Origin of the sequence: Nocardia thailandica NBRC 100428, assembly GCF_000308795.1 — a bacterium.
GTDB lineage: Bacteria > Actinomycetota > Actinomycetes > Mycobacteriales > Mycobacteriaceae > Nocardia > Nocardia thailandica.
This window is the reverse complement of record NZ_BAGK01000234.1, coordinates 1-19129: the sequence shown is the minus strand read 5'-3', so window position 1 is coordinate 19129 and position 19129 is coordinate 1. Positions and strand designations below refer to the sequence as shown.

20 protein-coding genes and 1 tRNA gene are annotated in these 19129 nt (G+C 70.7%); 10 read left to right on the top strand and 11 right to left on the bottom strand.

Translation table 11 applies throughout. From position 1 onward, the window contains the following. Window positions 1–104: 104 nt before the first annotated feature. Entirely contained in the window at window positions 105–1940 is a 1836-nt protein-coding gene (locus ON36_RS27065) for an acyl-CoA dehydrogenase (protein WP_043659310.1), read from the bottom strand. Between the two features lie 231 nt (window positions 1941–2171). On the opposite strand from ON36_RS27065, the gene ON36_RS27060 reads away from it, so the two are divergent. After that, window positions 2172–2768, top strand: coding sequence for an alpha/beta hydrolase family protein (locus tag ON36_RS27060; RefSeq protein ID WP_043659307.1), 597 nt, complete (start codon window positions 2172–2174; stop codon window positions 2766–2768). Here the strand turns inward: ON36_RS27060 and ON36_RS27055 are convergent, their stop codons facing one another. Both ON36_RS27055 and ON36_RS27050 read right to left on the bottom strand, forming a co-directional pair. After that, window positions 2769–3443: a class I SAM-dependent methyltransferase gene (locus ON36_RS27055; protein WP_043659304.1), complete on the bottom strand. Its 675-nt coding sequence runs from the start codon at window positions 3441–3443 to the stop codon at window positions 2769–2771. It lies immediately after the preceding gene. Between the two features lie 43 nt (window positions 3444–3486). Further along, the gene (locus ON36_RS27050) at window positions 3487–3888 is read right to left on the bottom strand and encodes a RidA family protein (RefSeq protein ID WP_043659302.1); all 402 of its coding nucleotides are present in this window, start codon (window positions 3886–3888) and stop codon (window positions 3487–3489) included. Window positions 3889–3980: 92 nt separating this feature from the next. Between ON36_RS27050 and ON36_RS27045 the strand changes: the two genes are divergently transcribed. Then, window positions 3981–4955: a helix-turn-helix transcriptional regulator gene (locus ON36_RS27045; RefSeq protein ID WP_043659299.1), complete on the top strand. Its 975-nt coding sequence runs from the start codon at window positions 3981–3983 to the stop codon at window positions 4953–4955. On the opposite strand, the gene ON36_RS27040 is transcribed toward ON36_RS27045, so the two are convergent. Further along, on the bottom strand, window positions 4952–6055 hold the full coding sequence (locus ON36_RS27040; RefSeq protein WP_043659296.1) for a glycoside hydrolase family 183 protein: 1104 nt from the start codon (window positions 6053–6055) through the stop codon (window positions 4952–4954). The two genes, ON36_RS27045 and ON36_RS27040, sit on opposite strands and share 4 nt — an antisense overlap. Before the next feature lie 145 nt (window positions 6056–6200). Then, on the bottom strand, window positions 6201–6962 hold the full coding sequence (locus ON36_RS27035) for a crotonase/enoyl-CoA hydratase family protein (RefSeq protein ID WP_043659293.1): 762 nt from the start codon (window positions 6960–6962) through the stop codon (window positions 6201–6203). 122 nt (window positions 6963–7084) lie between these two features. Here ON36_RS27035 and ON36_RS27030 point away from each other — a divergent pair, with 122 nt between their 5' ends. Together ON36_RS27030 and ON36_RS27025 are read left to right on the top strand one after the other, a co-directional pair. Further along, window positions 7085–7405: a hypothetical protein gene (locus ON36_RS27030; protein WP_043659292.1), complete on the top strand. Its 321-nt coding sequence runs from the start codon at window positions 7085–7087 to the stop codon at window positions 7403–7405. 119 nt (window positions 7406–7524) lie between these two features. Then, complete coding sequence (locus ON36_RS27025) at window positions 7525–8022, top strand: flavin reductase family protein (protein ID WP_043659290.1); 498 nt, start codon at window positions 7525–7527, stop codon at window positions 8020–8022. Window positions 8023–8027: 5 nt separating this feature from the next. On the opposite strand, the gene ON36_RS27020 is transcribed toward ON36_RS27025, so the two are convergent. Together ON36_RS27020 and ON36_RS27015 are read right to left on the bottom strand one after the other, a co-directional pair. Next, a complete protein-coding gene (locus tag ON36_RS27020; RefSeq protein WP_043659287.1) occupies window positions 8028–8900 on the bottom strand; it encodes an extracellular catalytic domain type 1 short-chain-length polyhydroxyalkanoate depolymerase in 873 nt (290 codons plus the stop codon). Between the two features lie 76 nt (window positions 8901–8976). Continuing rightward, window positions 8977–9050, bottom strand: a tRNA-Gly gene (locus tag ON36_RS27015). A gap of 34 nt (window positions 9051–9084) precedes the next feature. On the opposite strand from ON36_RS27015, the gene dcd reads away from it, so the two are divergent. Continuing rightward, complete coding sequence (gene dcd / locus ON36_RS27010; RefSeq protein ID WP_043659284.1) at window positions 9085–9684, top strand: dCTP deaminase; 600 nt, start codon at window positions 9085–9087, stop codon at window positions 9682–9684. On the opposite strand, the gene ON36_RS27005 is transcribed toward dcd, so the two are convergent. Next, window positions 9603–10106, bottom strand: coding sequence for a hypothetical protein (locus ON36_RS27005; protein ID WP_245558220.1), 504 nt, complete (start codon window positions 10104–10106; stop codon window positions 9603–9605). The two genes, dcd and ON36_RS27005, sit on opposite strands and share 82 nt — an antisense overlap. Window positions 10107–10311: 205 nt before the next feature. Here ON36_RS27005 and ON36_RS27000 point away from each other — a divergent pair, with 205 nt between their 5' ends. The 3 genes from ON36_RS27000 to ON36_RS26990 all read left to right on the top strand — a co-directional run bounded on the left by ON36_RS27000 (window position 10312) and on the right by ON36_RS26990 (window position 14690). Next, window positions 10312–11658, top strand: a complete 1347-nt coding sequence (locus ON36_RS27000; protein WP_043659281.1) for a helix-turn-helix domain-containing protein — start codon at window positions 10312–10314, stop codon at window positions 11656–11658. A 71-nt stretch (window positions 11659–11729) separates the two neighbouring features. Continuing rightward, window positions 11730–12971: a pyridoxal phosphate-dependent aminotransferase gene (locus tag ON36_RS26995; protein WP_245558218.1), complete on the top strand. Its 1242-nt coding sequence runs from the start codon at window positions 11730–11732 to the stop codon at window positions 12969–12971. A gap of 444 nt (window positions 12972–13415) precedes the next feature. Next, window positions 13416–14690 (top strand): YibE/F family protein, encoded by a 1275-nt coding sequence (locus tag ON36_RS26990; RefSeq protein WP_043659276.1) that lies wholly within the window; start codon window positions 13416–13418, stop codon window positions 14688–14690. A gap of 6 nt (window positions 14691–14696) precedes the next feature. On the opposite strand, the gene ON36_RS26985 is transcribed toward ON36_RS26990, so the two are convergent. Together ON36_RS26985 and ON36_RS26980 are read right to left on the bottom strand one after the other, a co-directional pair. After that, window positions 14697–15980, bottom strand: a complete 1284-nt coding sequence (locus tag ON36_RS26985) for a DUF7159 family protein (protein ID WP_506330736.1) — start codon at window positions 15978–15980, stop codon at window positions 14697–14699. A gap of 105 nt (window positions 15981–16085) precedes the next feature. Next, window positions 16086–17408 (bottom strand): UDP-glucose dehydrogenase family protein, encoded by a 1323-nt coding sequence (locus ON36_RS26980; protein ID WP_043659272.1) that lies wholly within the window; start codon window positions 17406–17408, stop codon window positions 16086–16088. Between the two features lie 182 nt (window positions 17409–17590). On the opposite strand from ON36_RS26980, the gene ON36_RS26975 reads away from it, so the two are divergent. Together ON36_RS26975 and ON36_RS26970 are read left to right on the top strand one after the other, a co-directional pair. After that, window positions 17591–18124 carry a YdcF family protein gene (locus ON36_RS26975; protein ID WP_043659269.1) on the top strand — a complete coding sequence of 178 codons (534 nt, stop codon included), beginning with the start codon at window positions 17591–17593 and terminating at the stop codon, window positions 18122–18124. 404 nt (window positions 18125–18528) lie between these two features. Beyond that, window positions 18529–18699, top strand: coding sequence for a calcium-binding protein (locus ON36_RS26970; protein ID WP_245558216.1), 171 nt, complete (start codon window positions 18529–18531; stop codon window positions 18697–18699). Between the two features lie 79 nt (window positions 18700–18778). Here the strand turns inward: ON36_RS26970 and ON36_RS26965 are convergent. After that, window positions 18779–19129: hypothetical protein (locus tag ON36_RS26965; RefSeq protein WP_043659266.1), on the bottom strand; the 351-nt coding region annotated here is incomplete at its 5' end.

Genomic DNA, 19129 nt, shown 5'->3' with positions numbered 1-19129 from the left:
AAGTCTACAAGCTGTATCGCGGGCCGAAGCCCGACAGCGGAAGGCCCCGGAGTCGATGACTCCGGGGCCTTCCGTCAGTTGTCTACTGTCTACCCGATCACGGATCAGAACGCGGCTTCGTCCAGCTCCATGATGTCGTTGTCCAGGTTGGCCAGCACCGCGCGGGTGGCGGTCAGCTCGGGGAGGATGTTGCGGGCGAAGAACTGGGCGACGCCGACCTTGCCGGTGTAGAACGCCACGTCGTTGCCGGTGGCGCCGTTGTCGAGGGCGGCGAGGGCGATCTCGGCCTGGTGCAGCAGCTGCCAGCCGATGAACAGGTCGCCGACGGCCAGCAGGAAGCGGACCGAGCCGAGGCCGACCTTGTACAGCTCGGTCGGCTGCTCCTGGGCGCCCATCAGGTGGCCGGTCAGGGTGGCGGCCATGGTCTGGACGTCCTCGAGCGCGGTGGCGAGCAGCTTGCGCTCGCCCTTGAGGCGCTCGTTGGCGGAGTCGGAGTCGATGAACTTCTGGATCTGGCCTGCCACGTGGGCCAGGGCCACGCCGCGGTCGCGGGCGATCTTGCGGAAGAAGAAGTCCTGCGCCTGGATGGCGGTGGTGCCCTCGTAGAGCGAGTCGATCTTGGCGTCGCGGATGTACTGCTCGATCGGGTAGTCCTGCAGGAAGCCGGAGCCACCGAAGGTCTGCAGCGAGTCGGTCAGGTACTGGTAGGCGCGCTCGGAGCCCACACCCTTGACGATCGGCAGCAGCAGGTCGTTGACCCGGAAGGCTACGTCCTTGTCGGCGCCCGAGACGAGGTTGGCGATGTCCTCGTTCTGGTGGGCGGCGGTGTAGAGGTAGATGGCGCGCAGGCCCTCGGCGTACGCCTTCTGGGTGGCCAGCGAGCGGCGCACGTCCGGGTGGTGGGTGATGGTGACGCGCGGCGCGGTCTTGTCGGTCATCTGGGTCAGGTCGGCGCCCTGGACGCGGGTCTTGGCGTACTCCAGCGCGTTCAGGTAACCGGTCGACAGGGTGGCGATGGCCTTGGTGCCGACCATCATGCGGGCGTTCTCGATCACGTCGAACATCTGCGCGATGCCGTTGTGGACCTCGCCGACCAGCCAGCCCTTGGCGGGCACGCCGTGGCCGCCGAAGGTGACCTCACAGGTGGCCGAGGCCTTGATGCCCATCTTGTGCTCGACGTTGGTGACGAACACGCCGTTGCGCTCACCGAGGGTGTCGGTCTCGAAGTCGAAGTGCCACTTCGGGACGTAGAACAGCGACAGGCCCTTGGTGCCCGGGCCCGCGCCCTCGGGGCGCGCCAGCACCAGGTGCATGATGTTCTCGAACAGGTCGTCGGAGTCGGCCGAGGTGATGAAGCGCTTCACGCCCTCGATGTGCCAGGAGCCGTCCTCCTGCTTGATCGCCTTGGTGCGACCGGCGCCGACGTCGGAGCCCGCGTCGGGCTCGGTCAGCACCATGGTGGCGCCCCAGTTGCGGTCGGCGATCTTGGCGGCCCACTTCTTCTGCTCGTCGGTGCCGTTGTTGTAGAACACCTGCGCGAAGCCGGCACCCGCGGCGTACATCTGGATGGGCGGGTTGGCGCCGAGCACCATCTCGCCCAGGGCCCAGCCGACGACGGACGGGGCGGCGAGGCCGCCGAGCTCCTCGCGGACCGGAACCTTGGCCCACTCGCCCTCTTCCAGGGCCTTGTAGGACTTCTTGAACGACTCCGGCAGGGTGACGGTGTGAGTGTTCGGGTCGAAGACCGGCGGGTTGCGGTCGGCGTCGGCGAACGACTCGGCCAGCGGGCCCTCGGCCAGGCGGCGGACCTCGTTCAGCATCTCCTTGACGGTGTCGGTGTCCAGGTCGCCGTAGGCGCCCTCGTCCAGGAGCTTGCCGATGCCGAGCACCTCGAACAGGTTGAACTCGAGGTCGCGGACGTTTGCCTTGTAGTGGCCCATGTGAGTACTCACTCTCCGTTGAGTTCTGGTGCGGGTCGGTGTGCGCCGTTCCCGCCCGTGTGAACGTTCACCGGGTAGCTGCCGGTTTTCCGCATGCTACTCGCGGGTAACTTATGGAACATATTACCGGCCAGTAGTGCTTCTGCAAAAGGGGACGTGCGCAATGTGACGCGCGGAACACGCGCGATCGCCGTGATGTTGCCTGCCGTGCGCGCGGGGCTACGGTGAGGTATGCGGATCGACACCGGTGCCGGGCCTGCGGAAGTGGCACTCGACGGGCCGGCGCGGCCCGCGTTCCTGCTGCTGATGACGCACGGCGCCGGCGGCGGTTGTGACACGAAAGACATTGCCGCCGTCTGTGATTCGGCCATCGAGCACGGCGGCGTGGCGGCGCGGGTGACCCAGCCCTACCGGGTCGCGGGCAGGCGGGCGCCGGGATCGGCGCCCGCGCAGGACGCGGCGTGGCTCGAGATCGTCGCGGCGTTGCAGCGGCGCTACCCGGACACGCCGCTGGTGCAGGGTGGCCGCAGCAACGGTGCCCGGGTGGCCTGCCGGACGGCGGTCGAGGCCGGGGCGCGCGGCGTCGTGGCGCTGTCGTTCCCGCTGCATCCGCCGGGCAAGCCGGAGAAGAGCCGCCGCGAGGAGTTGCTGGCGACCGGCGACATCCCCGTCGTGGTGATCAACGGCGGCAGCGACCCGTTCGGGGTGCCCGACGCCGCCGACGCGGCCGAACTGCTGGTCATCCCCCGGCAGCCGCACTCGTTCCGTACCGGATTCGAGCAGATGGCCGCGACCGTCGGCCCGTGGTTCGAGCGCTGGCGCGACTGATCAGTCGACGGGTTCGGCGCGCCGGGCGACCACGAGCGCGTCGATCGCGTCGTTGCCCTCGGTCGGGCGGAGGACGGTGTCGGCGACGGTGACGACGATGTCCTCGCGGGTCTCGCCGAGTTCGGCGCGCACGTCCTCCGGGGTGAACAGGATCTCCGGGTCCTGGGGTCCGCCGTAGCCGTCGGCGATGTTGCGCCGGTCGTGGCCGAGGACCAGCAGCGTTCCGCCGGGGGCGAGCCGGGCGGTCACCTCGCGCAGCAGCGCGCGGCGGGCCGGCGCGGGCAGATGGACGAACACCACCAGGATCAGCTCGAACGGGCCAGCGACGCCGGCCGCGTCCAGGTCGGTGATGTCGGCGCAGCGCCAGTCGATGCGGGAGCGCACCGAGCGGGACAGGCGCGCCGCCACCGTGCGGCCCTTGTCGATGCCCACCTGGGAGAAGTCGACCGCGGTGACCTGCCAGCCGTGGGTGGCCAGCCACAGGGCGTGCCTGCCCTCGCCGCAGGCCAGGTCGAGCGCGCGGGGGAGCTCGGGGACGGCGCCGCCGGGTTCGTCGGGGCGCAGGGTGATCCGGCGGTCCAGCCCGTGGATGTGCTCGACGACCGTGCTGTTCGGCGGTGCGCCCCAGACCAATTCGGTGCGGGCGTAGCGTTCGTCCCAATCCGAGGCGTCCATGGGGGCGAGTCTAGGCCCCGGGGGCGCACCGCCCGCGCGGGTGTCAGGCGACCGCGGTGCCCGTCAGTTCGACCAGCTGACCGGGGACGGCGAGCCGGGTGACGCCGAGCATCGTGGTGGCGGGCGCCACCCGCGCCGCGCCCAGGCGGCCTGCCAGCACGCCGTAGTGCGCGAAGAGGAGTTCGACGTCGGTGGTGTGGACGTCGAGCCGGACCAGGTTCGCCAGGGTCATGTCCGCCCCGGCCAGGACGGCTTCCAGGTTGTCGATGCTCAGGGCCAGCTGGGCGGCCATGTCGCCCTCGTGCCGGGGTTCGCCCTCGGCGCCCATCGCGGTCTGGCCGGAGCAGTAGAGGGTCCGGCGGTGTCCCGAGACGAGGACGCCCTGGTCGAACCCGAGTTTCTCGGACCAGGTCACCGGGTTGATCGTCGTGCGTTCCGCTGCCACGTCAGCTCCATTCGTTCGTCGAAATGCGGACCTGCGGCAGCCTGCCAACCATTCACGACAACCTGTGTCGTGTATTTCGCTAGGGTGTCCGCATGCGCGCCGACCGGCTGGTCTCCCTGGTGCTGCTGCTGCGTCAGCGCGGCAGGCTGACCGCCGCCGAACTGGCCGACGAACTCGAGGTCTCCACCCGCACGGTGCTGCGCGACATCGAGGCGCTGTCCACCGCGGGCGTCCCGGTCTACGCCGAACGGGGCAGGCACGGCGGATTCGCGCTGCTGCCCGGCTTCCGCACCGAGCTCACCGGGCTCAATCACGACGAGGCGCTGGCCCTGCTCGTCGCGGGCGCGCGCCGCGGCGCCCAGGCGTTCGGGCTCGGATCGGCGCTCGCGTCGGCGATGCTGAAGGTGGTCGACGCGCTGCCCGCCGGCTATCGCGACACCGCGGCCGAGGTGGCCGAGCGGCTGCTCATCGAACCGGAGACCGATCTGCTGTCGCGCAGGCTGGCCGAGGAGGACGTGCCAGGCCCGATCCTGGCCGAGGTCCGGCGCGCGGTGTTCGCCGGGACCCGCCTGCGGATCCGCTACGCCCCGGTCGATCAGGAACCGCGGTGGCGCACGGTCGATCCGGTCGGCGTCGTGGTCGCCAGGAACCAGACCTATCTGCTGGCCGCGCGCGACGGTGAGGATCGCACCTATCGGCTCTCCCGGGTGCTGGCCGCCGAGCAACTGCCCGAACCGGCGCGACGGGCGGACCGGGTGGACCTCGACCGCGCCTGGCGCGACCGCGGCACCCGGTTCCGCCACGGCGGCGACCGGGTCACCGCGCTCGTCCGGACGACACCGGGCAGGCGCGACGAGCTGGCGCGCACCGCCCTTGCCGTCCATGCCGAGGAACCCGAGGCGGGCGGGCTGCTCCGGCTCGAGGTCACCTTCCAGGACGCCCGCCACGCCGAATGGGCGCTGTGGCAGCTCGCGACCGACGCCGAGGTGCTGGCCCCGCCGTCCCTGCGCGCGGCGCTGCGCGGGCGGGCGGTCGCGCTGGCCGCGCGCTACGAGGGGACCGGTTAGAGCGTGGTCTTCATCAGGACGACGTTGTACTGGCTGTGGATGGTCGTCATGAAGTAGAGGTCGCGGCCGGTCTGGTACGGGAAGATCGACGGCGCGTAGGCGGTGGGCAGCTCCCGGGCGTCGATCAGGACCTCCGGCGCGCTCCAGGGGCCCTCCGGCGACGACGCGCGGCGGAGCACGACCGAGTTGTGCGGGTCGGTGGTCAGCGAGATGAACTGGCCGAGGTAGTCGTTGTACATCACCGACAGTTCGGCGACGTGGTCCATGACGGGCGCCGCCTTGTTCACGTCGGGGGTCCAGGCGCCGCCGTCCCAGTACTCGTAGGCGGCCAGGTTCTCGATCTCGCCCTCGTGGACGCGGGCGAGGAAGGCGTTGTTGTCGCGGCCCGCCGGGGTGCCGTACTCGTAGACGTAGCCGCCGCTCTTGGCGAAGGCGTTCATCTGGAAGTTGTGGTTGCCGCCCTCGTCCGGGCGCCGGGTGCCCGCCAGTTCGCCCCAGTTCTCCCCGTTGTCGGTGGACACCGCGAGTCCGGAGGAGTTGGTGGTCCATTCGCCGGGCGCGTCCCAGGTCTTGACCGACATGAGGGACAGGTACTGCTTGCCGTTGGCGGAGATGCCCGCGGTGGGGATGCGGCTGATCTCCAGGAACGGGATCTTGGGGCTGGGGATGAGATCGCGGGCCTGGCCGACGACGTCGCGGACGACGCTGTCGAAGAAGATGCCGCGCGAGGGGTCCTGGGTGCGGCTGCGCACCAGGATGTTCGACCGCCAGGCCCAGGTGCTGCCCGCGAGCAGGTTGGGGAAGCCGATGCCCGCGGTGTCGCCGAAGGCCGTGAGCATCTCGCCGTGCCCGTTGTCCCACATGATGCCGAGGTCGGTGCCGAGCACGTTGTAGTTCTGGGTGTTGTTCGGGCTGGCCATGCCCGTCACCTGGAACACCGCTTGGGTACGGCCGGTCAGCGTCGGCAGGCCGGTCGTGCCGTTGAGCACCGGGATCGGGTTGATCGCGTTGGGGTTCGCCAGGGCGGGCGACGCGCCGATCAGAACCACGGCCGTGGCCCCCGCGAGCGCGGACAGCAGGATCGAACCGGTTTTCCTCACAGTCTTCTCGAGCCTCCGGGTCGCGCCGCGGGGACCTCCGACGAATCGGTCTATGTCGTGGGCCACACCACGGCTGGCTGGCGAATCGCAGAGATGCTAGCAGGCTATGAGTGTGAAATGTGACGCTTTCTCATTTACGGGTATGTCATTCCGGATCTTTCGTGTTCGGCGACAAGGCTTTGCGGATCAGTAGCGGAACCTGCGTGGCGCGCTCGGCGGCGAAGGTGCGGCGCGGGCCGCGGTCCCAGGAGCCGCCCAGCAGCCGCTTGGCGGCGGTGACGGTCGCGGCCGGGCGCGCCGCGATGCGCTCGGCGAGGTCGGCGGCCGCCGCGAGGGGGTCGTCCGCGACGGCGGTGACCAGGCCGATGCGGGCCGCGTGCGCGGCGTCGATCGGCTCCGCGGTCATCGTCAGCAGCATGGCCTGATCGAGGCCGATCAGCTGCGACAGTGTCTGCGGCCCTGTCATATCCGGGATCAGGCCGTGCACGGCCTCCATCACCGAGAACTCGGCGCCCGGGGTGGCGAAGCGGAAGTCGGCGCCGAGGGCGAGTTGCAGCCCGCCGCCGTAGCAGCGGCCGTGCACGGCGGCGATCACGGGCACCGGCAACCTGCGCCAGGCCCAGCAGGCCTCCTGGAAGGTGTTGGTGCCCCGCCACGGCCGTGGGAGGAACTCGCGCACGATCGCCAGCGGGTTGCGGGTGGCCGCGGCGATGTCCAGGCCGCTGGAGAAGCTGGGCCCGTTGCCCGACAGGATGACCGCGCGGACGCCGTCGCGCGTGTCGATCGCGCGGGCGGCCGCGACCAGGTCCCGCAGCATCTCCAGGGTCAGCCCGTTGTGTTTGTCGGGGCGATCGAGGGTGACATAGGCCCGATCGCTATCGAAACGCAGTGTGATGTGGTCTCCCATGGCCGTATCTTACTCAGGAGTCAGTTCGGGGGTGGGCGGTCTCCCGGACACCGGCGCCCCCGGTGCGGCATGATCGAGCCCGCTGCCCACCGAGGCGGTGGGCCGATCGAGAGGAACAACTGGTGCGGATCTGTCTGGTCGCCGCGGCGCTGCTCGCGCTGCCGGTGTTGTCGGCGTGCGGTAGCGACGAACCGGCCGAGCCCGCGGTCACTCAGGCTCAGCTGTCGAAGGCGCTGCAGGACAAGGGCCTGGGCAACCCGAAGCTGGCCGACTGCGCGGCCAAGGTGTTCATCGACTCCGGGATGTCGCAGTCGGGTCTGAAGGTGATGGTGGCCAGCAGCAAGCCGGGCGACCCCGCCCAGCAGCTGGACAAGGAGGACGCGGCCAAGGCGACCGCCTCGCAGTCCAAGATCGCCACCCAGTGCGTGGACCTGGCCAAGTGAGCCACGCCGGGTAGGAATCCCGCGGATTCCAACCCTGTCCGTCCGTGCCCGCCGGTGCTGAACTGGAGAGCGGCTCCCCAGGAGCTGCCGACGAGTACGACGGGCGGAGGCGCCGAATCATGCACGAACTGCTGGACTTTCCCGCCGACGGCGCCGGCCTGCGCCGCGCGTTCGCGAACTTCCCCAGCGGGGTGGTCGCGGTCTGCGCCGAGATCGACGGTGTGCCGCACGGATTGGCGGTGGCCACCTTCGTCCCGGTCTCCCTCGACCCGCCGCTGGTCTCGTTCTGCGTGCAGAACAGCTCGACGACCTGGCCGCGGCTCGAACAGGCCGGGCATCTCGGCCTCAGCCTGCTCGGCACCGACCAGCAGGCCGCGGCCAAGGCCCTCGGCGGTCGCAACGGAGACCGCTTCCGGGAGACCGACGTGCATCGCGGGACCGGCGAGGCGGTGTTCATCCAGGGCGCGACGGCCTGGATCGAAGGCGTCGTCGAGAGCCAGGTACCCGCGGGCGATCACCGCGTGGTGATCCTGCGCGTGCACCGGCTGGCGGCACGGGACGATCTGGACCCGCTGGTCTTCCACGGCAGCAAGTTCCGCACGCTCTTCGCGGGCTGAGGCCGTCAGCCCGGGTGGGCGGCGAAGAACTGCCACAGCAGCGCCGTGGCGTTCGGGTCGGTGTGCGGCCACTGGTGGCCCGCACCGTCTTTCACGACAGTCGTGACCGCGCGGCCCGCCGCGCAGGCCGCCGTCGTCGTGCTCACCCGGCCCTCGGTGCGCGTGGACGCGGGCCCGCAGTCGTCGACGGCGCGCCAGAACGCGGCGACCTCCTCGACCGGCGGCCCGTCGATCCGGGCGATGCCCGTGCCGCGTTCCCCGTCGAGCCGGACCAGCCGGTCCGCGCCACCGTGAATATGCATCACCGACACCGGTTTCGGTGCCTCGCACGCGTCGAGTGAGGTCGCCGAGACCGCCCCGATGGCGGCGAACAGGTCGGTCCGGCAGGCCAGCGCGTAGGCCATCATGCCGCCGTTGCTCATGCCCGCCGCGTACACCCGGCGCGGGTCGATGTGCCAGGTGTCGATCAGCTCGCGCACCAGCGCGCTGAGGAAGCCGACGTCGTCGACCTGGTCGGCGGCCGCGGATCCGCAGCAGCCCCCGCCGGCGTTCCAGGCGCGGCCGACGCCGTCCGGGTAGGCGACCGCGAACCCGGAGCGGTCGGCCTGCGCGTTCCAGCCGTAGGCGAGCTCGGCCTGCTCGCCCGACCCGGCGCCGCCGTGCAGCATCAGCACCAGCGGCAGGTCGCCCGCCGAGCGGGCGGGCAGGTGCAGGCGGAAAGTGCGTGCGGCGCCGTCGAAGTCGAGGGTCTGCGTGGCGGTGGTACCCGGCGTCACCGGCTCGGCGCGGTCGTCGGTGTGCGCGGTCCGTTCGCGTGACCCGGTACAGGCCGCCAGGGTGAGCAGGACGCACAGCAGAGCGAACACCCGGGCCACCATGACTCGAGTAGACGGCCACACGGGCCGGCGCGCAAGCCGACACACGAGAAAAGCCCCCGCGTACGGAGGCTTTTCGTGGAGCCGGTGACGGGAATCGAACCCGCAATTCGACCTTGGGAAGGTAGCGTGTTGCCACTACACCACACCGGCAGGTGCGATCGCGACACTATCATAGACTCACCCCATGCTGCTTTCCGATCGTGACATCCGGGCGGAGATCGCCGCCGGACGGCTCGGCGTCGAGCCGATGCTGGACTCGCTGGTCCAGCCGTCCAGCATCGATGTGCGGCTGGACGGGTTGTTCCGGGTCTTCGACAACACCCGCTACACCCACATCGACCCCGCCCAACAGCAGGACGAGCTCACCAGCCTGGTCGAGCCCGCCCCCGGCGAACCCTTCGTGCTGCACCCCGGGGAGTTCGTGCTCGGCTCCACCCTCGAGGTGTGCTCGCTGCCCGACGACCTCGCGGGCAGGCTCGAGGGCAAGTCCAGCCTGGGCAGGCTCGGGCTCCTCACCCACTCCACCGCCGGGTTCATCGATCCCGGGTTCAGCGGCCACATCACCCTCGAGCTGTCCAACGTGGCCAACCTGCCCATCACGCTGTGGCCGGGGATGAAGATCGGGCAGCTGTGCCTGTTCCGGCTGACCAGCCCGTCCGAACACCCCTACGGCAGCGCCGCGGCGGGCTCGAAGTATCAGGGTCAGCGCGGGCCGACCCCGTCGCGGTCCCACCTCAACTTCCCCCTGCCGCCCGAATGGGTCGCCGCCGCGGCCACCCGCTGACCGACCGCGAGCGCCGCGTCGAGGACCAGCGAGAGCTCCGGCAGGACGTCGTCGCGGCTGGGCGGGCGCACCCAGTGGCAGCCCTCCCGGCTCCACCGGCCCAGGCTCGTCGGCAGCATGACCGCGCTGCCCACCGCGGGAACCGCGATGTCGAGCCGGGTCAGTTCCGCGGCGAGCCGCTCACCGGGGCGGGAGTCGGGGTGCGCGAGCAGGCTCCAGCGGATCTGGCGGGCGAGCATCGGGCCCGCCGATCCCCGCTCGCTCAACACGGTGTGCACGCGCTCGGCGCGCGCCGTCGGCAGGTGCACGACACACAGGCTGCCGGTGATCGGCAGCATCACGAAACCGCCGCGTTCGCGCACCGGTAGCCCGAATTCGCTTCGGTAGCAGTCGACCCACTCGTCCACGGTTCTGGCTTCCACCTGTCCAGGGTCGCGCGTGCGCGCGCCGAGGGGAATCGCCAAACGTATTCCTTCCGCCGCCCTTTCACTGCCTTTGACACCGAACGACACGCCGGGAGAACGCGGTGACGCGCCGGAATCTCGGCGGCGTGTGTGTTCCAGATGTGGTGTGGCTCACCGAAACGCTCGTACTCTGGAATTCGTTGGTCTGCGGAAAGGTTGCGCTGTGGTCGGGGAGTGGACAGGCAGAGAGGCCCGTGCCCTTCGCGATGCCAAACGGATGAGCATCCGCGAGTTCGCGGCTCATCTCGGAGTTCACGAACGGTTGGTGTCGAAATGGGAGGCCGGCGGGTCACGGGTGCGCCCGCGCCCGGTGAACCAGGCCGCGCTCGACACCTCGCTGGCGCGTTCCGACGACGTCGTCCGTGCCCGTTTCGCCACGCTGCTCGCGCCGCCGCCGGCCGCGTCGCGCCGCCGGGCCGCGGGCAGCGACGACGACCTGCTGGCGCTCGTGGACTCCGGTGCGATGAAAGGTACTGCGCTGGGGGTTGTCTCGGAGAGGGATCTGATCATGGCGGCTGCGCACGAGGCCAGTGAGCACGCGGCGGGAGCGGAGAGCACGAATGTGGGGGCCACGACGCTGGCCCAGCTCGACGCGGATGTCCGGCGTATCGCGAACGACTACGTGCACGCCGCGCCCGCGCCGATGATGGTGGAGATGCTGCGCGTGCGGCGCCGGGTGTACCGGCTGCTGGAAGGGCATCAGAAGCCGGTCGACACCTCGCACCTCTACCTGCTCGCGGGCACCCTGTCCGGCCTGCTGGCCAACGCCAGCACCGATCTCGGTTATCTCGACGCCGCGGGCGAGCAGATCAGGGCCGCGTGGGCGTACGCGGAGCTGTGCGGGCACAACGGGTTGCGGGCCTGGACCCGCGGCATGCACGCCCTGATCGAATACTGGTCCGATCGGCCGCGCAACGCCATCCAATTGGCGCGCAGCGGGCAGGAATTCGCCGACAGCGCCACCGCGCGGGTGCGCCTGCACAACATCGAGGCGCGGATCTGGTCGCAGCTCGGCAGCACCGACGAGACCGATCGCTGCCTGCTCGCCGCGGCGGCGGCCCGGGAATCCGAGAGCCGCTGCGGACTCCACGACGAGGTCGGCGGCGTCTTCGGCTTCGGCCCGGCCAAGGCCCAGTACTACGCGGGCGCCACCTACATCCACCTCGGGCGGGCCGACGCCGCGCTGGAGGCCACTGGGACGGCCATCGAGCTGTACTCGGCGGGCCCGGCGCGGCAGCGTTCCTACGGCGCGGAGTCGCTGGCCCGGGTCGACAACGCCGCCGCCCACCTCATCAACGGCAGCCTGGACGGCGCGACCGCCGCGCTGAGCCCGGTCCTGCACCTGCCCGAGGACCGGCGGATCGCCCAGCTCGGCGAACGGCTGACCGGGGTGCGCAGGCGCATCTCCACGCCCCGCTATCGCGACGCGCTGGAGGCGAGGCAGCTCGACGAGCGGATCGAGGAGTTCTGCGGGTCGACCGCGGCCGCCGGCATCCCGCCAGGGCGCTGAGCAACCCGTCTGACCTGCCGTTTCCCGGGTCCGCGAACACCGGGTGCGCCGGGCGCGGCACAATGTCAACTGTGCCTCAACATCCCTATGTCCCGCCGCGCGTGCTGGAGCAGTCCACGAAGCTGCAGAACGTGGTCTACGAGATTCGTGGACCGGTGCACGCGCACGCCGCGCGGCTGGAGGCCGAGGGGCACCGGATCCTGAAGCTCAACATCGGCAACCCGGCGCCGTTCGGTTTCGAGGCCCCCGATGTGATCATGCGCGACATCATCGCCGCGCTGCCGTACGCGCAGGGCTACTCCGAGTCCAAGGGCATCCTGCCCGCGCGCCGGGCCATCGTGACCCGCTACGAGCTGGTCCCCGGCTTTCCCGAGCTCGACGTCGACGACGTCTACCTGGGCAACGGGGTCTCTGAGCTGATCACCATCACCATGCAGGCGCTGCTGAACAACGGCGACGAGGTGCTGATCCCGGCGCCGGACTACCCGCTGTGGACGGCGATGACCAGCCTGGCGGGCGGTACCCCCGTGCACTACCTGTGCGACGAGGCCAACGGCTGGCAGCCCGACATCGCCGACATCGAGGCCAAGATCACCGACCGCACCAAGGCGCTGCTGGTGATCAACCCGAACAACCCGACGGGCGCGGTGTACTCCACCGAGGTGCTCCAGCAGCTCGTCGACCTGGCGCGCAAGCACAATCTGCTGCTGCTGGCCGACGAGATCTACGACAAGATCCTCTACGACGACGCCAAGCACATCTCGCTGGCGTCGCTGGCGCCCGACCTGCTGTGCCTGACCTTCAACGGCCTGTCCAAGGCGTACCGGGTGGCCGGCTACCGCTCGGGCTGGCTGGCGATCACCGGGCCCAAGGAGCACGCGCGCGGTTTCCTGGAGGGCATCGATCTGCTTGCGTCGTCGCGGCTGTGCCCGAACGTGCCCGCGCAGCACGCGATCCAGGTCGCCCTCGGCGGGCATCAGAGCATCGAGGATCTCATCCTGCCGGGCGGGCGCCTGCTCGAGCAGCGCGACGTGGCCTGGGAGCGGCTGAACATGATCCCGGGGGTGTCGTGTGTGAAGCCGCGCGGCGCGCTGTACGCCTTCCCCCGGCTCGACCCGAACGTGCACGAGATCCACGACGACGCCAAGCTGGTGCTCGACCTGCTGCTGCAGGAGAAGATCCTCATGGTCCAGGGCACCGGCTTCAACTGGCCGAACCACGACCATCTGCGCATCGTGACGCTGCCGTGGGCGCGGGACCTGGCGGTGGCGATCGAGCGCTTCGGCAATTTCCTGGCCGGCTATCGGCAGTGATCCCGGCCGCCTGAGGCCCCGGAGCGGACCCCCGCTCCGGGGCCTTCGCGCTCTGTGCGGCAGACTCACCCTACGATGCACCACGACGTGAGGTGTCGGGGTTACTCACCGGTCGGTCAACAGGCCAGAACCTGGGAAAACAGACCTTGAGTTCGGAATTTTGGGTTTTTTATCGACCTACTAGTGCAAAACCGTGAGGTTTGTGTACAGTAGGACCCGGCGCTTCGGGCGCCCGGCCCGGTTGTCTACCCCCCCTGGACAACTGGAGGCCTCAGGTACGCGCGCCTACCCCCCTGGGCGCCTGCCTGCGGGCGGCGGAGACATCCCCCTGCTCTCCGCCGCCCCCTCTACGTCGACTCCCCGCGTCCGGTAGCCAACCCGGACGCGGGGAGTTTTGTTTCCACGGTGCGGTGTTGAAAATGAAATCCCTTAAGCTCGGGGACCGTGAGCGATCATCATCACCACCATCACGACCACTCCGGGCCCATCGCCATCGGTGACACCGCGGCCCGGGTGGTCGTCGGGCTCCTGGCCGTCATCGGGGTGATCGTGCTGATCGCCACCGTCGTGCTGTGGCCGAGCAAGCAGCACGTCGACATCCCCCTGCCCATGCAGAACGCGGGCGGCGGCGCCGTCCAGACCGAGGCGGGCACCGTCGTGCAGCAGGACGTCGGCGCGTGCGGCAGCCCGTCGATCGGAAAGGTCTTCCCCGACAAGCCGGTCCCGCCCCGCGCCAACGCCTACACCTGCCAGCGCAGCATCATCTCCATCGACTCCGGGCCGAACGAGGGCAGCTACACGCTGTTCGAGATCGCCCCAGGCCCCGGCCAGCCCGACCTCGCCGCGGGCGACAAGATCCGCGTCATCCGCCAGCAGGATCCCTCCGGCGCCACCCTCTACTCCTTCGAGGACTACGCGCGCGGGCTCCCCCTGACACTGATCGTGATCGCCTTCGTGGTCGTCATCGCCCTCGTCGCGCGCTGGCGCGGCATCCGCGCGCTGCTCGGCCTCGGCTTCGCCTTCGCCGTCGTGGTGGTGTTCCTGCTGCCCGCGCTGCTGGACGGGAAACCCGCCGTCCCCGTGGCGCTGGTGGCCGGCTCGCTCATCCTCTACGCGGTGCTCTACCTCGCGCACGGGGTCAACCTGCGGACCAGCTCGGCGCTGCTCGGCACGCTGGCCTCGATGGTGCTCGCGGCCGTGCTGTCCTGGCTGGCGCTCGAGGTCACCCACCTGACCGGGCTGTCGGAGGAGCAGAACACCAACGTCGCCACCTACCTGCAGCACGTCAGCATCACCGGCCTGCTGCTGGCCGGCTTCATCATCGGCTCGCTCGGTGTGCTCAACGACGTCACCATCACCCAGGCGTCGGCCGCCTTCGAACTCGCCGCGCTCGACGAAGGCGCCTCCCGCCGCGAGGTCTTCGCGGCGACGATGCGCGTCGGGCGCGACCACATCGCCAGCACGGTCTACACGCTGGTGCTCGCCTACGCCGGTGGCGCGCTGCCGCTGCTGCTGCTGTTCAGCGTGGCGGGACGGTCCATGCGCGACGTGCTCACCGGCGACGCCGTGGCGATCGAGATCGCCCGCTCCGCGGTCGGCGGTATCGCCCTCGCCCTCTCGGTGCCGCTGACGACCGCCATCGCGGTGTTGCTCGCGCGGCCCTTCGGCAGCAAGCCCCAGGTGGAGGCGCCGCGCCGGGCGCGGCACGCCCGGCACTGAGCACCGCTACTGCGGGAACCCCGGCACGACGATCGGCGGCAGCGTCGGCATGACGATGGGCGGCAGGCCCGGCACCGTGAAGGTGTTCGGGCCCGGCGTGGTCACCGGCGCCTCGGTCGTCTGCTGGGGCGCGTAGGACGGCGGGGCGGCGGCGGTCTCGTGCTGCAGCTCGCTCGGCGTCGGGGCGGTGGTCGTGTTGGGGGTGACGCCGCTCTGCCGCGGCGTGGTCGACGCGGGCACCGCCTGGGCGTCCTCCGGGCTCTGCGAGCCGCGCTCGAGGACCTGCGGGCCGTAACCGAGGCCGAGACCGATCGCGGCGACCACGACGAGCGAGGTCACCGTCAGGGCCGCGACATTCAGCTCGCGGCGGGAATGGCCGCTGCGGGACGTCAACGCGTCCAGGGGATTGCGGCTGCGGCGCGCGGGGGCGGTCAGCCAGGCGGGGGTGATGTCGTCCTCGCCGTACGCCGCGCCCTGCGGCGCCGGCGCCGCGGTCTGCACGGGGGCGGGCGCCGCCACCGCCGGGGTGGCCAGCAGGGCCGCGCCGCGCGCCAGAACGGTCTCCGGCTCCTCGGGCACGATGACCGGCACCCCGATCGTCCGCTCCAGCACCCCGGCGACCAGCGGGATGCGGGCGCCGCCGCCGATCACCAGGATCGCCTGCACGGGGTACTGGGCGCGGATGATCGCGTCCCTGGCCAGCCGCGCCGAGGACTCGATCGCCAGCATCATCAGCGATTCGAAGTTCTCCCGGGTCAGCAGCACGAGGCCCTGCTCGCTGGGCAGCGCGACCGCGTTGCTCGTCGACAGCTGTTCCTTGGCGGCCCGGCACTGCGCGTCCAGGGCGGCCAGGCCGGCGGGGTCGGCCGGATGGGCGATCCGGCCCGAGGCGATCTGCTGTTCGCGGATGAGGGAATCGAGGTAGTCGCCGCTGATGTCGCTGCTGCGCTCGGTGTGCCGGATGTCGCCGGTGCGGGCGTTGACCACGCTCACCGTCAGCCCGGAACTGCCGAGGTCGTAGACCGCGAGCGTCGTCACCTCGCGCAGATCGCACGTGGCGTGCGCGAAATGCAGCGCGGCGACCGCCTCCGGGATCAGCTGATAGTTGGTGAGCTGGCGCCGGGCGAGCGCGGATCGCACCGCCCTGGCCTGCGGTTCGCTCCGGAAGGTGATGGCGGTGGCCGACGGCTCGGCGGAGATCAGCGCGCCGGCGACCGCTTCGGCCGCGGCCTCGTCCACCTGGTGTTCGGGCATCGGTAGCGAGTGCACGTCGAAAGCGAACGGGAGCATGCCACCCGGCGCAGGGCGCGCCAGGCGCACCGAACCGGCACCCACCGAAACTCCCGTTACCGAATTCATCGTCAGACCATCCCGTCACCCGCTTACGCGGCCACTCTACGGGGTACCGAGTCCGGCGTACACCCAGCCCGCATCGCGCCAGGCAGTGCGGTCGAGGCAGTTTCGGCCGTCGATGATCGAACGGGAACGTACCACCGGATTCAAGTCGGCGGGAGTCAAAGTCGTGAATTCGCGCCATTCGGTCAGAACCAGTACCACATCGGCGCGATCGCACGCCTCGGCGACCGACGTGGCGTAGTTCAGGGTCGGGAACACCCGGCGCGAATTCTCCACGGCTTTCGGGTCGTAGACGGTCACCACCGCGCCGTGCAGCTGGATCATCCCGGCGACGTTCAGGGCGGGCGAATCACGCACGTCGTCGGATTCCGGCTTGAAGGCCGCGCCGAGGACCGCGACATTCGCGCCGAGCAACGAACCGCCGCACGCGCGCGCCGCCATGTCGACGACTTTGGTCCGGCGGCGCATGTTGATGTTGTCGACCTCGCGCAGGAATGCGACCGCATGATCGGCGCCGAGTTCCCCCGAACGCGCCATGAACGCGCGAATGTCCTTGGGCAGGCAGCCGCCGCCGAAACCCAGGCCCGCATTGAGGAAACGGCGACCGATACGCGCGTCGTATCCCAGCGCGTCGGCCAGCACCGTCACGTCGGCGCCGGTCGCCTCACAAACTTCCGATACCGCGTTGATGAACGAAATCTTTGTCGCGAGAAAGGCGTTCGCCGAAACTTTCACCAATTCCGCGGTGGCCAGATCCGTGCTCAGGAAAGGAATTTCCGCGGCGAGCAGATCGGCGTACAGCTCGCGGATCTGCCGCTCGACCCGCTCGGCGGCCTCGCGCCCGCGGTCGACGCCCAGGACCAGACGGTCCGGGCGCAGGGTGTCCTGGACGGCGAAACCCTCGCGCAGGAACTCCGGATTCCAGGCGACCTCGACCTCGACCCCCGCTTTCGCCCGAGCGCGTTCGCCCAGCGCCGCCGCCGTGCCGACCGGCACCGTCGACTTGCCGACGATCGTGGCGGGCCGCTCCAGCATCGGGGCCAGCGTGTCGACCACGGCGTTGACGTATTTCAGGTCGGCGCCGTACTCGCCCTTCTTCTGGGGCGTGCCGACACCGAGGAAGTGCAGGTCGCCGTGGTCGGCGGCCATTTCGTAGTCGGTCGTGAAACGTAGTCGGCCCGCGGCGAGGTTGCGTTGCAGCACCTCGTCCAGGCCCGGCTCGTAGAAGGGGACCACCCCGTCGGCCAGTTTGGCCACCTTGCCCGGGTCGACGTCCACCCCGAGCACGTCATGTCCCAGCTCCGCCATGCACGCCGCGTGCGTGGCGCCCAGGTACCCCGTTCCGAAGACTGTGCATCGCATACTCCTGTTGGTAGGTGCCGAGCGTGGCTACGCCGCGTCAGGCAGGCGAGGGCGCGCGCAACAGTAGATGTACAGGTGGCGACGCGGACCCGGCGAAAACGTTTCTACCTGCGACGATGCGTTCATGTGCGGCGGTATCGCGGGAGTCGAGGCCCGCTGACGTGGGCGGATAGGCTGCGGGTATGAGCAGGCGCAGCGTGGTCGTCGCGGGGCTCGCGGCCGCCGTCGTCCTCGCGGTGACGGCGGCGCTGTGGCCCGTCTACGTGCGCCCGCGGGTCGACCCGCCGCAGCGCGCCGACGCCGTCCTGATCCTCGGCGGCGCCCACGACGGGCGCGAACAACTCGGCCTCCGGCTCGCTGCCGAGGGATACGCGCCCCGCGTCCTCGTCTCGAATCCCTACGAGCACTCGCCGATGATCAACCGGATCTGCCACGGCGGCTACAGCTTCGACGTCCACTGCTTCGATCCGGCGCCGCGCACCACCCTCGGCGAAGGCCGCGAGCTGGCGCGACTCGCGCGCGCGGGCGGCTGGCAGCGGGTCATCGTCGTCACCTTCACCCCGCACATCTCCCGCGCCCGCTACATCCTCGGCCGGTGCTGGCCCGGCGAACTGCTGTTCGTCGACCCCGAGCCGGACCTCGCGGCGTGGCGCTGGGCCTACGACTACGTCTACCAGTCGGTCGGATACGTCAAGGCGGCCCTGCAGGATTGCTGACCGGGCGGCGGAAGTCGTCGTTACCGGGGCACAGCACGCGGCACAGGACCTATCCGGCGTCGGCCGTCCCGGCCATGCTCGCGGTGGCCGGATGCGCTACCGGGGGCAGCGATTCGGCGCGCGCGACACGATCGTCCACGACGCCGGTGACCTCCTCGGCGCCGGTTGCGACCGCGACGAGCCGGTGCCGGTGGTCGTGCCCGCCACGACGACCGGACCGAGCGCGTCGCCGTTGCCGGCGACCGGCCCGAGCGTGCCGCAGGCGGCCGGCGGTGCGCCGTCGGGTCGCGGTGTCCCGATGCGTTATCGAGGGCAGCGATTCGGCGCGCGCTACACGACAGCGCGCCGCACGCGACCTGCGGTGGGCGTCGGCCGCTGCGGCGGTCATGCCCGCGGTGGCCTGCATGAATCTGCAGGACGCGCAGGACACCATGCAGGCCGCGGGGGTGTTCTTCTCGCGGTCGACGGACGCGACCGGGAAGGGACGTCGGCCGGACACTCGCGTCGGGGTCCCGATCGGCGCGGGCGAGGCGGTGCTGTCGGTGGGGAAGTGCGGGGAATCGAATCCCTGCTGATCGGGCCGCGGGCAGACAGCAGTGCGGCGTGGATCCGGGGGGATCCACGCCGCACTGTTCGTTCAGGACCGGCCGCGGGTCAGCTCTTGCGGCCGGGCGCCTTCGCGCCCGCCTTGAAGCCGAGGCCGCCGGGCCTGGCGGTCGGCGGGGCGACCGCGGTGCCGTTGGACTCGGTGCCGTTGGACGCTGTTCCGTTCGCCTCGGCCGGAGCGTCGACCGCGGCCTCCGTGGCCGTCTCCGCCTCGGCGGGGGTCTCGGCCTCGGCCGGTTCGGCCGGAGCCGCCTCGGTGGCCGGAGTCGGACTAGCCGCCGAAGCCGCGTCGGTGGCCGGGGCCGCCTCGGTGGTGGCCGGGGCCGTGGCGCCGGGTGCCTTGGGGCCGGCCGCTTGAAGCCGGACTTCATGGCCAGACCCTTGGCGGCGACGGTCGGC

Excerpts from the sequence above, each read along its gene's own strand:
- ON36_RS27065 (WP_043659310.1), bottom strand. The coding sequence starts at position 1,940 with ATGGGCCACTACAAGGCAAACGTCCGCGACCTCGAGTTCAACCTGTTC.
- ON36_RS27060 (WP_043659307.1), top strand. The coding sequence starts at position 2,172 with ATGCGGATCGACACCGGTGCCGGGCCTGCGGAAGTGGCACTCGACGGG.
- ON36_RS27055 (WP_043659304.1), bottom strand. The coding sequence starts at position 3,443 with ATGGACGCCTCGGATTGGGACGAACGCTACGCCCGCACCGAATTGGTC.
- ON36_RS27045 (WP_043659299.1), top strand. The coding sequence starts at position 3,981 with ATGCGCGCCGACCGGCTGGTCTCCCTGGTGCTGCTGCTGCGTCAGCGC.
- ON36_RS27035 (WP_043659293.1), bottom strand. The coding sequence starts at position 6,962 with ATGGGAGACCACATCACACTGCGTTTCGATAGCGATCGGGCCTATGTC.
- ON36_RS27025 (WP_043659290.1), top strand. The coding sequence starts at position 7,525 with ATGCACGAACTGCTGGACTTTCCCGCCGACGGCGCCGGCCTGCGCCGC.
- ON36_RS27020 (WP_043659287.1), bottom strand. The coding sequence starts at position 8,900 with ATGGTGGCCCGGGTGTTCGCTCTGCTGTGCGTCCTGCTCACCCTGGCG.
- dcd (WP_043659284.1), top strand. The coding sequence starts at position 9,085 with ATGCTGCTTTCCGATCGTGACATCCGGGCGGAGATCGCCGCCGGACGG.
- ON36_RS26985 (WP_506330736.1), bottom strand. The coding sequence starts at position 15,980 with ATGCTCCCGTTCGCTTTCGACGTGCACTCGCTACCGATGCCCGAACAC.
- ON36_RS26980 (WP_043659272.1), bottom strand. The coding sequence starts at position 17,408 with ATGCGATGCACAGTCTTCGGAACGGGGTACCTGGGCGCCACGCACGCG.
- ON36_RS26975 (WP_043659269.1), top strand. The coding sequence starts at position 17,591 with ATGAGCAGGCGCAGCGTGGTCGTCGCGGGGCTCGCGGCCGCCGTCGTC.
- ON36_RS26970 (WP_245558216.1), top strand. The coding sequence starts at position 18,529 with ATGAATCTGCAGGACGCGCAGGACACCATGCAGGCCGCGGGGGTGTTC.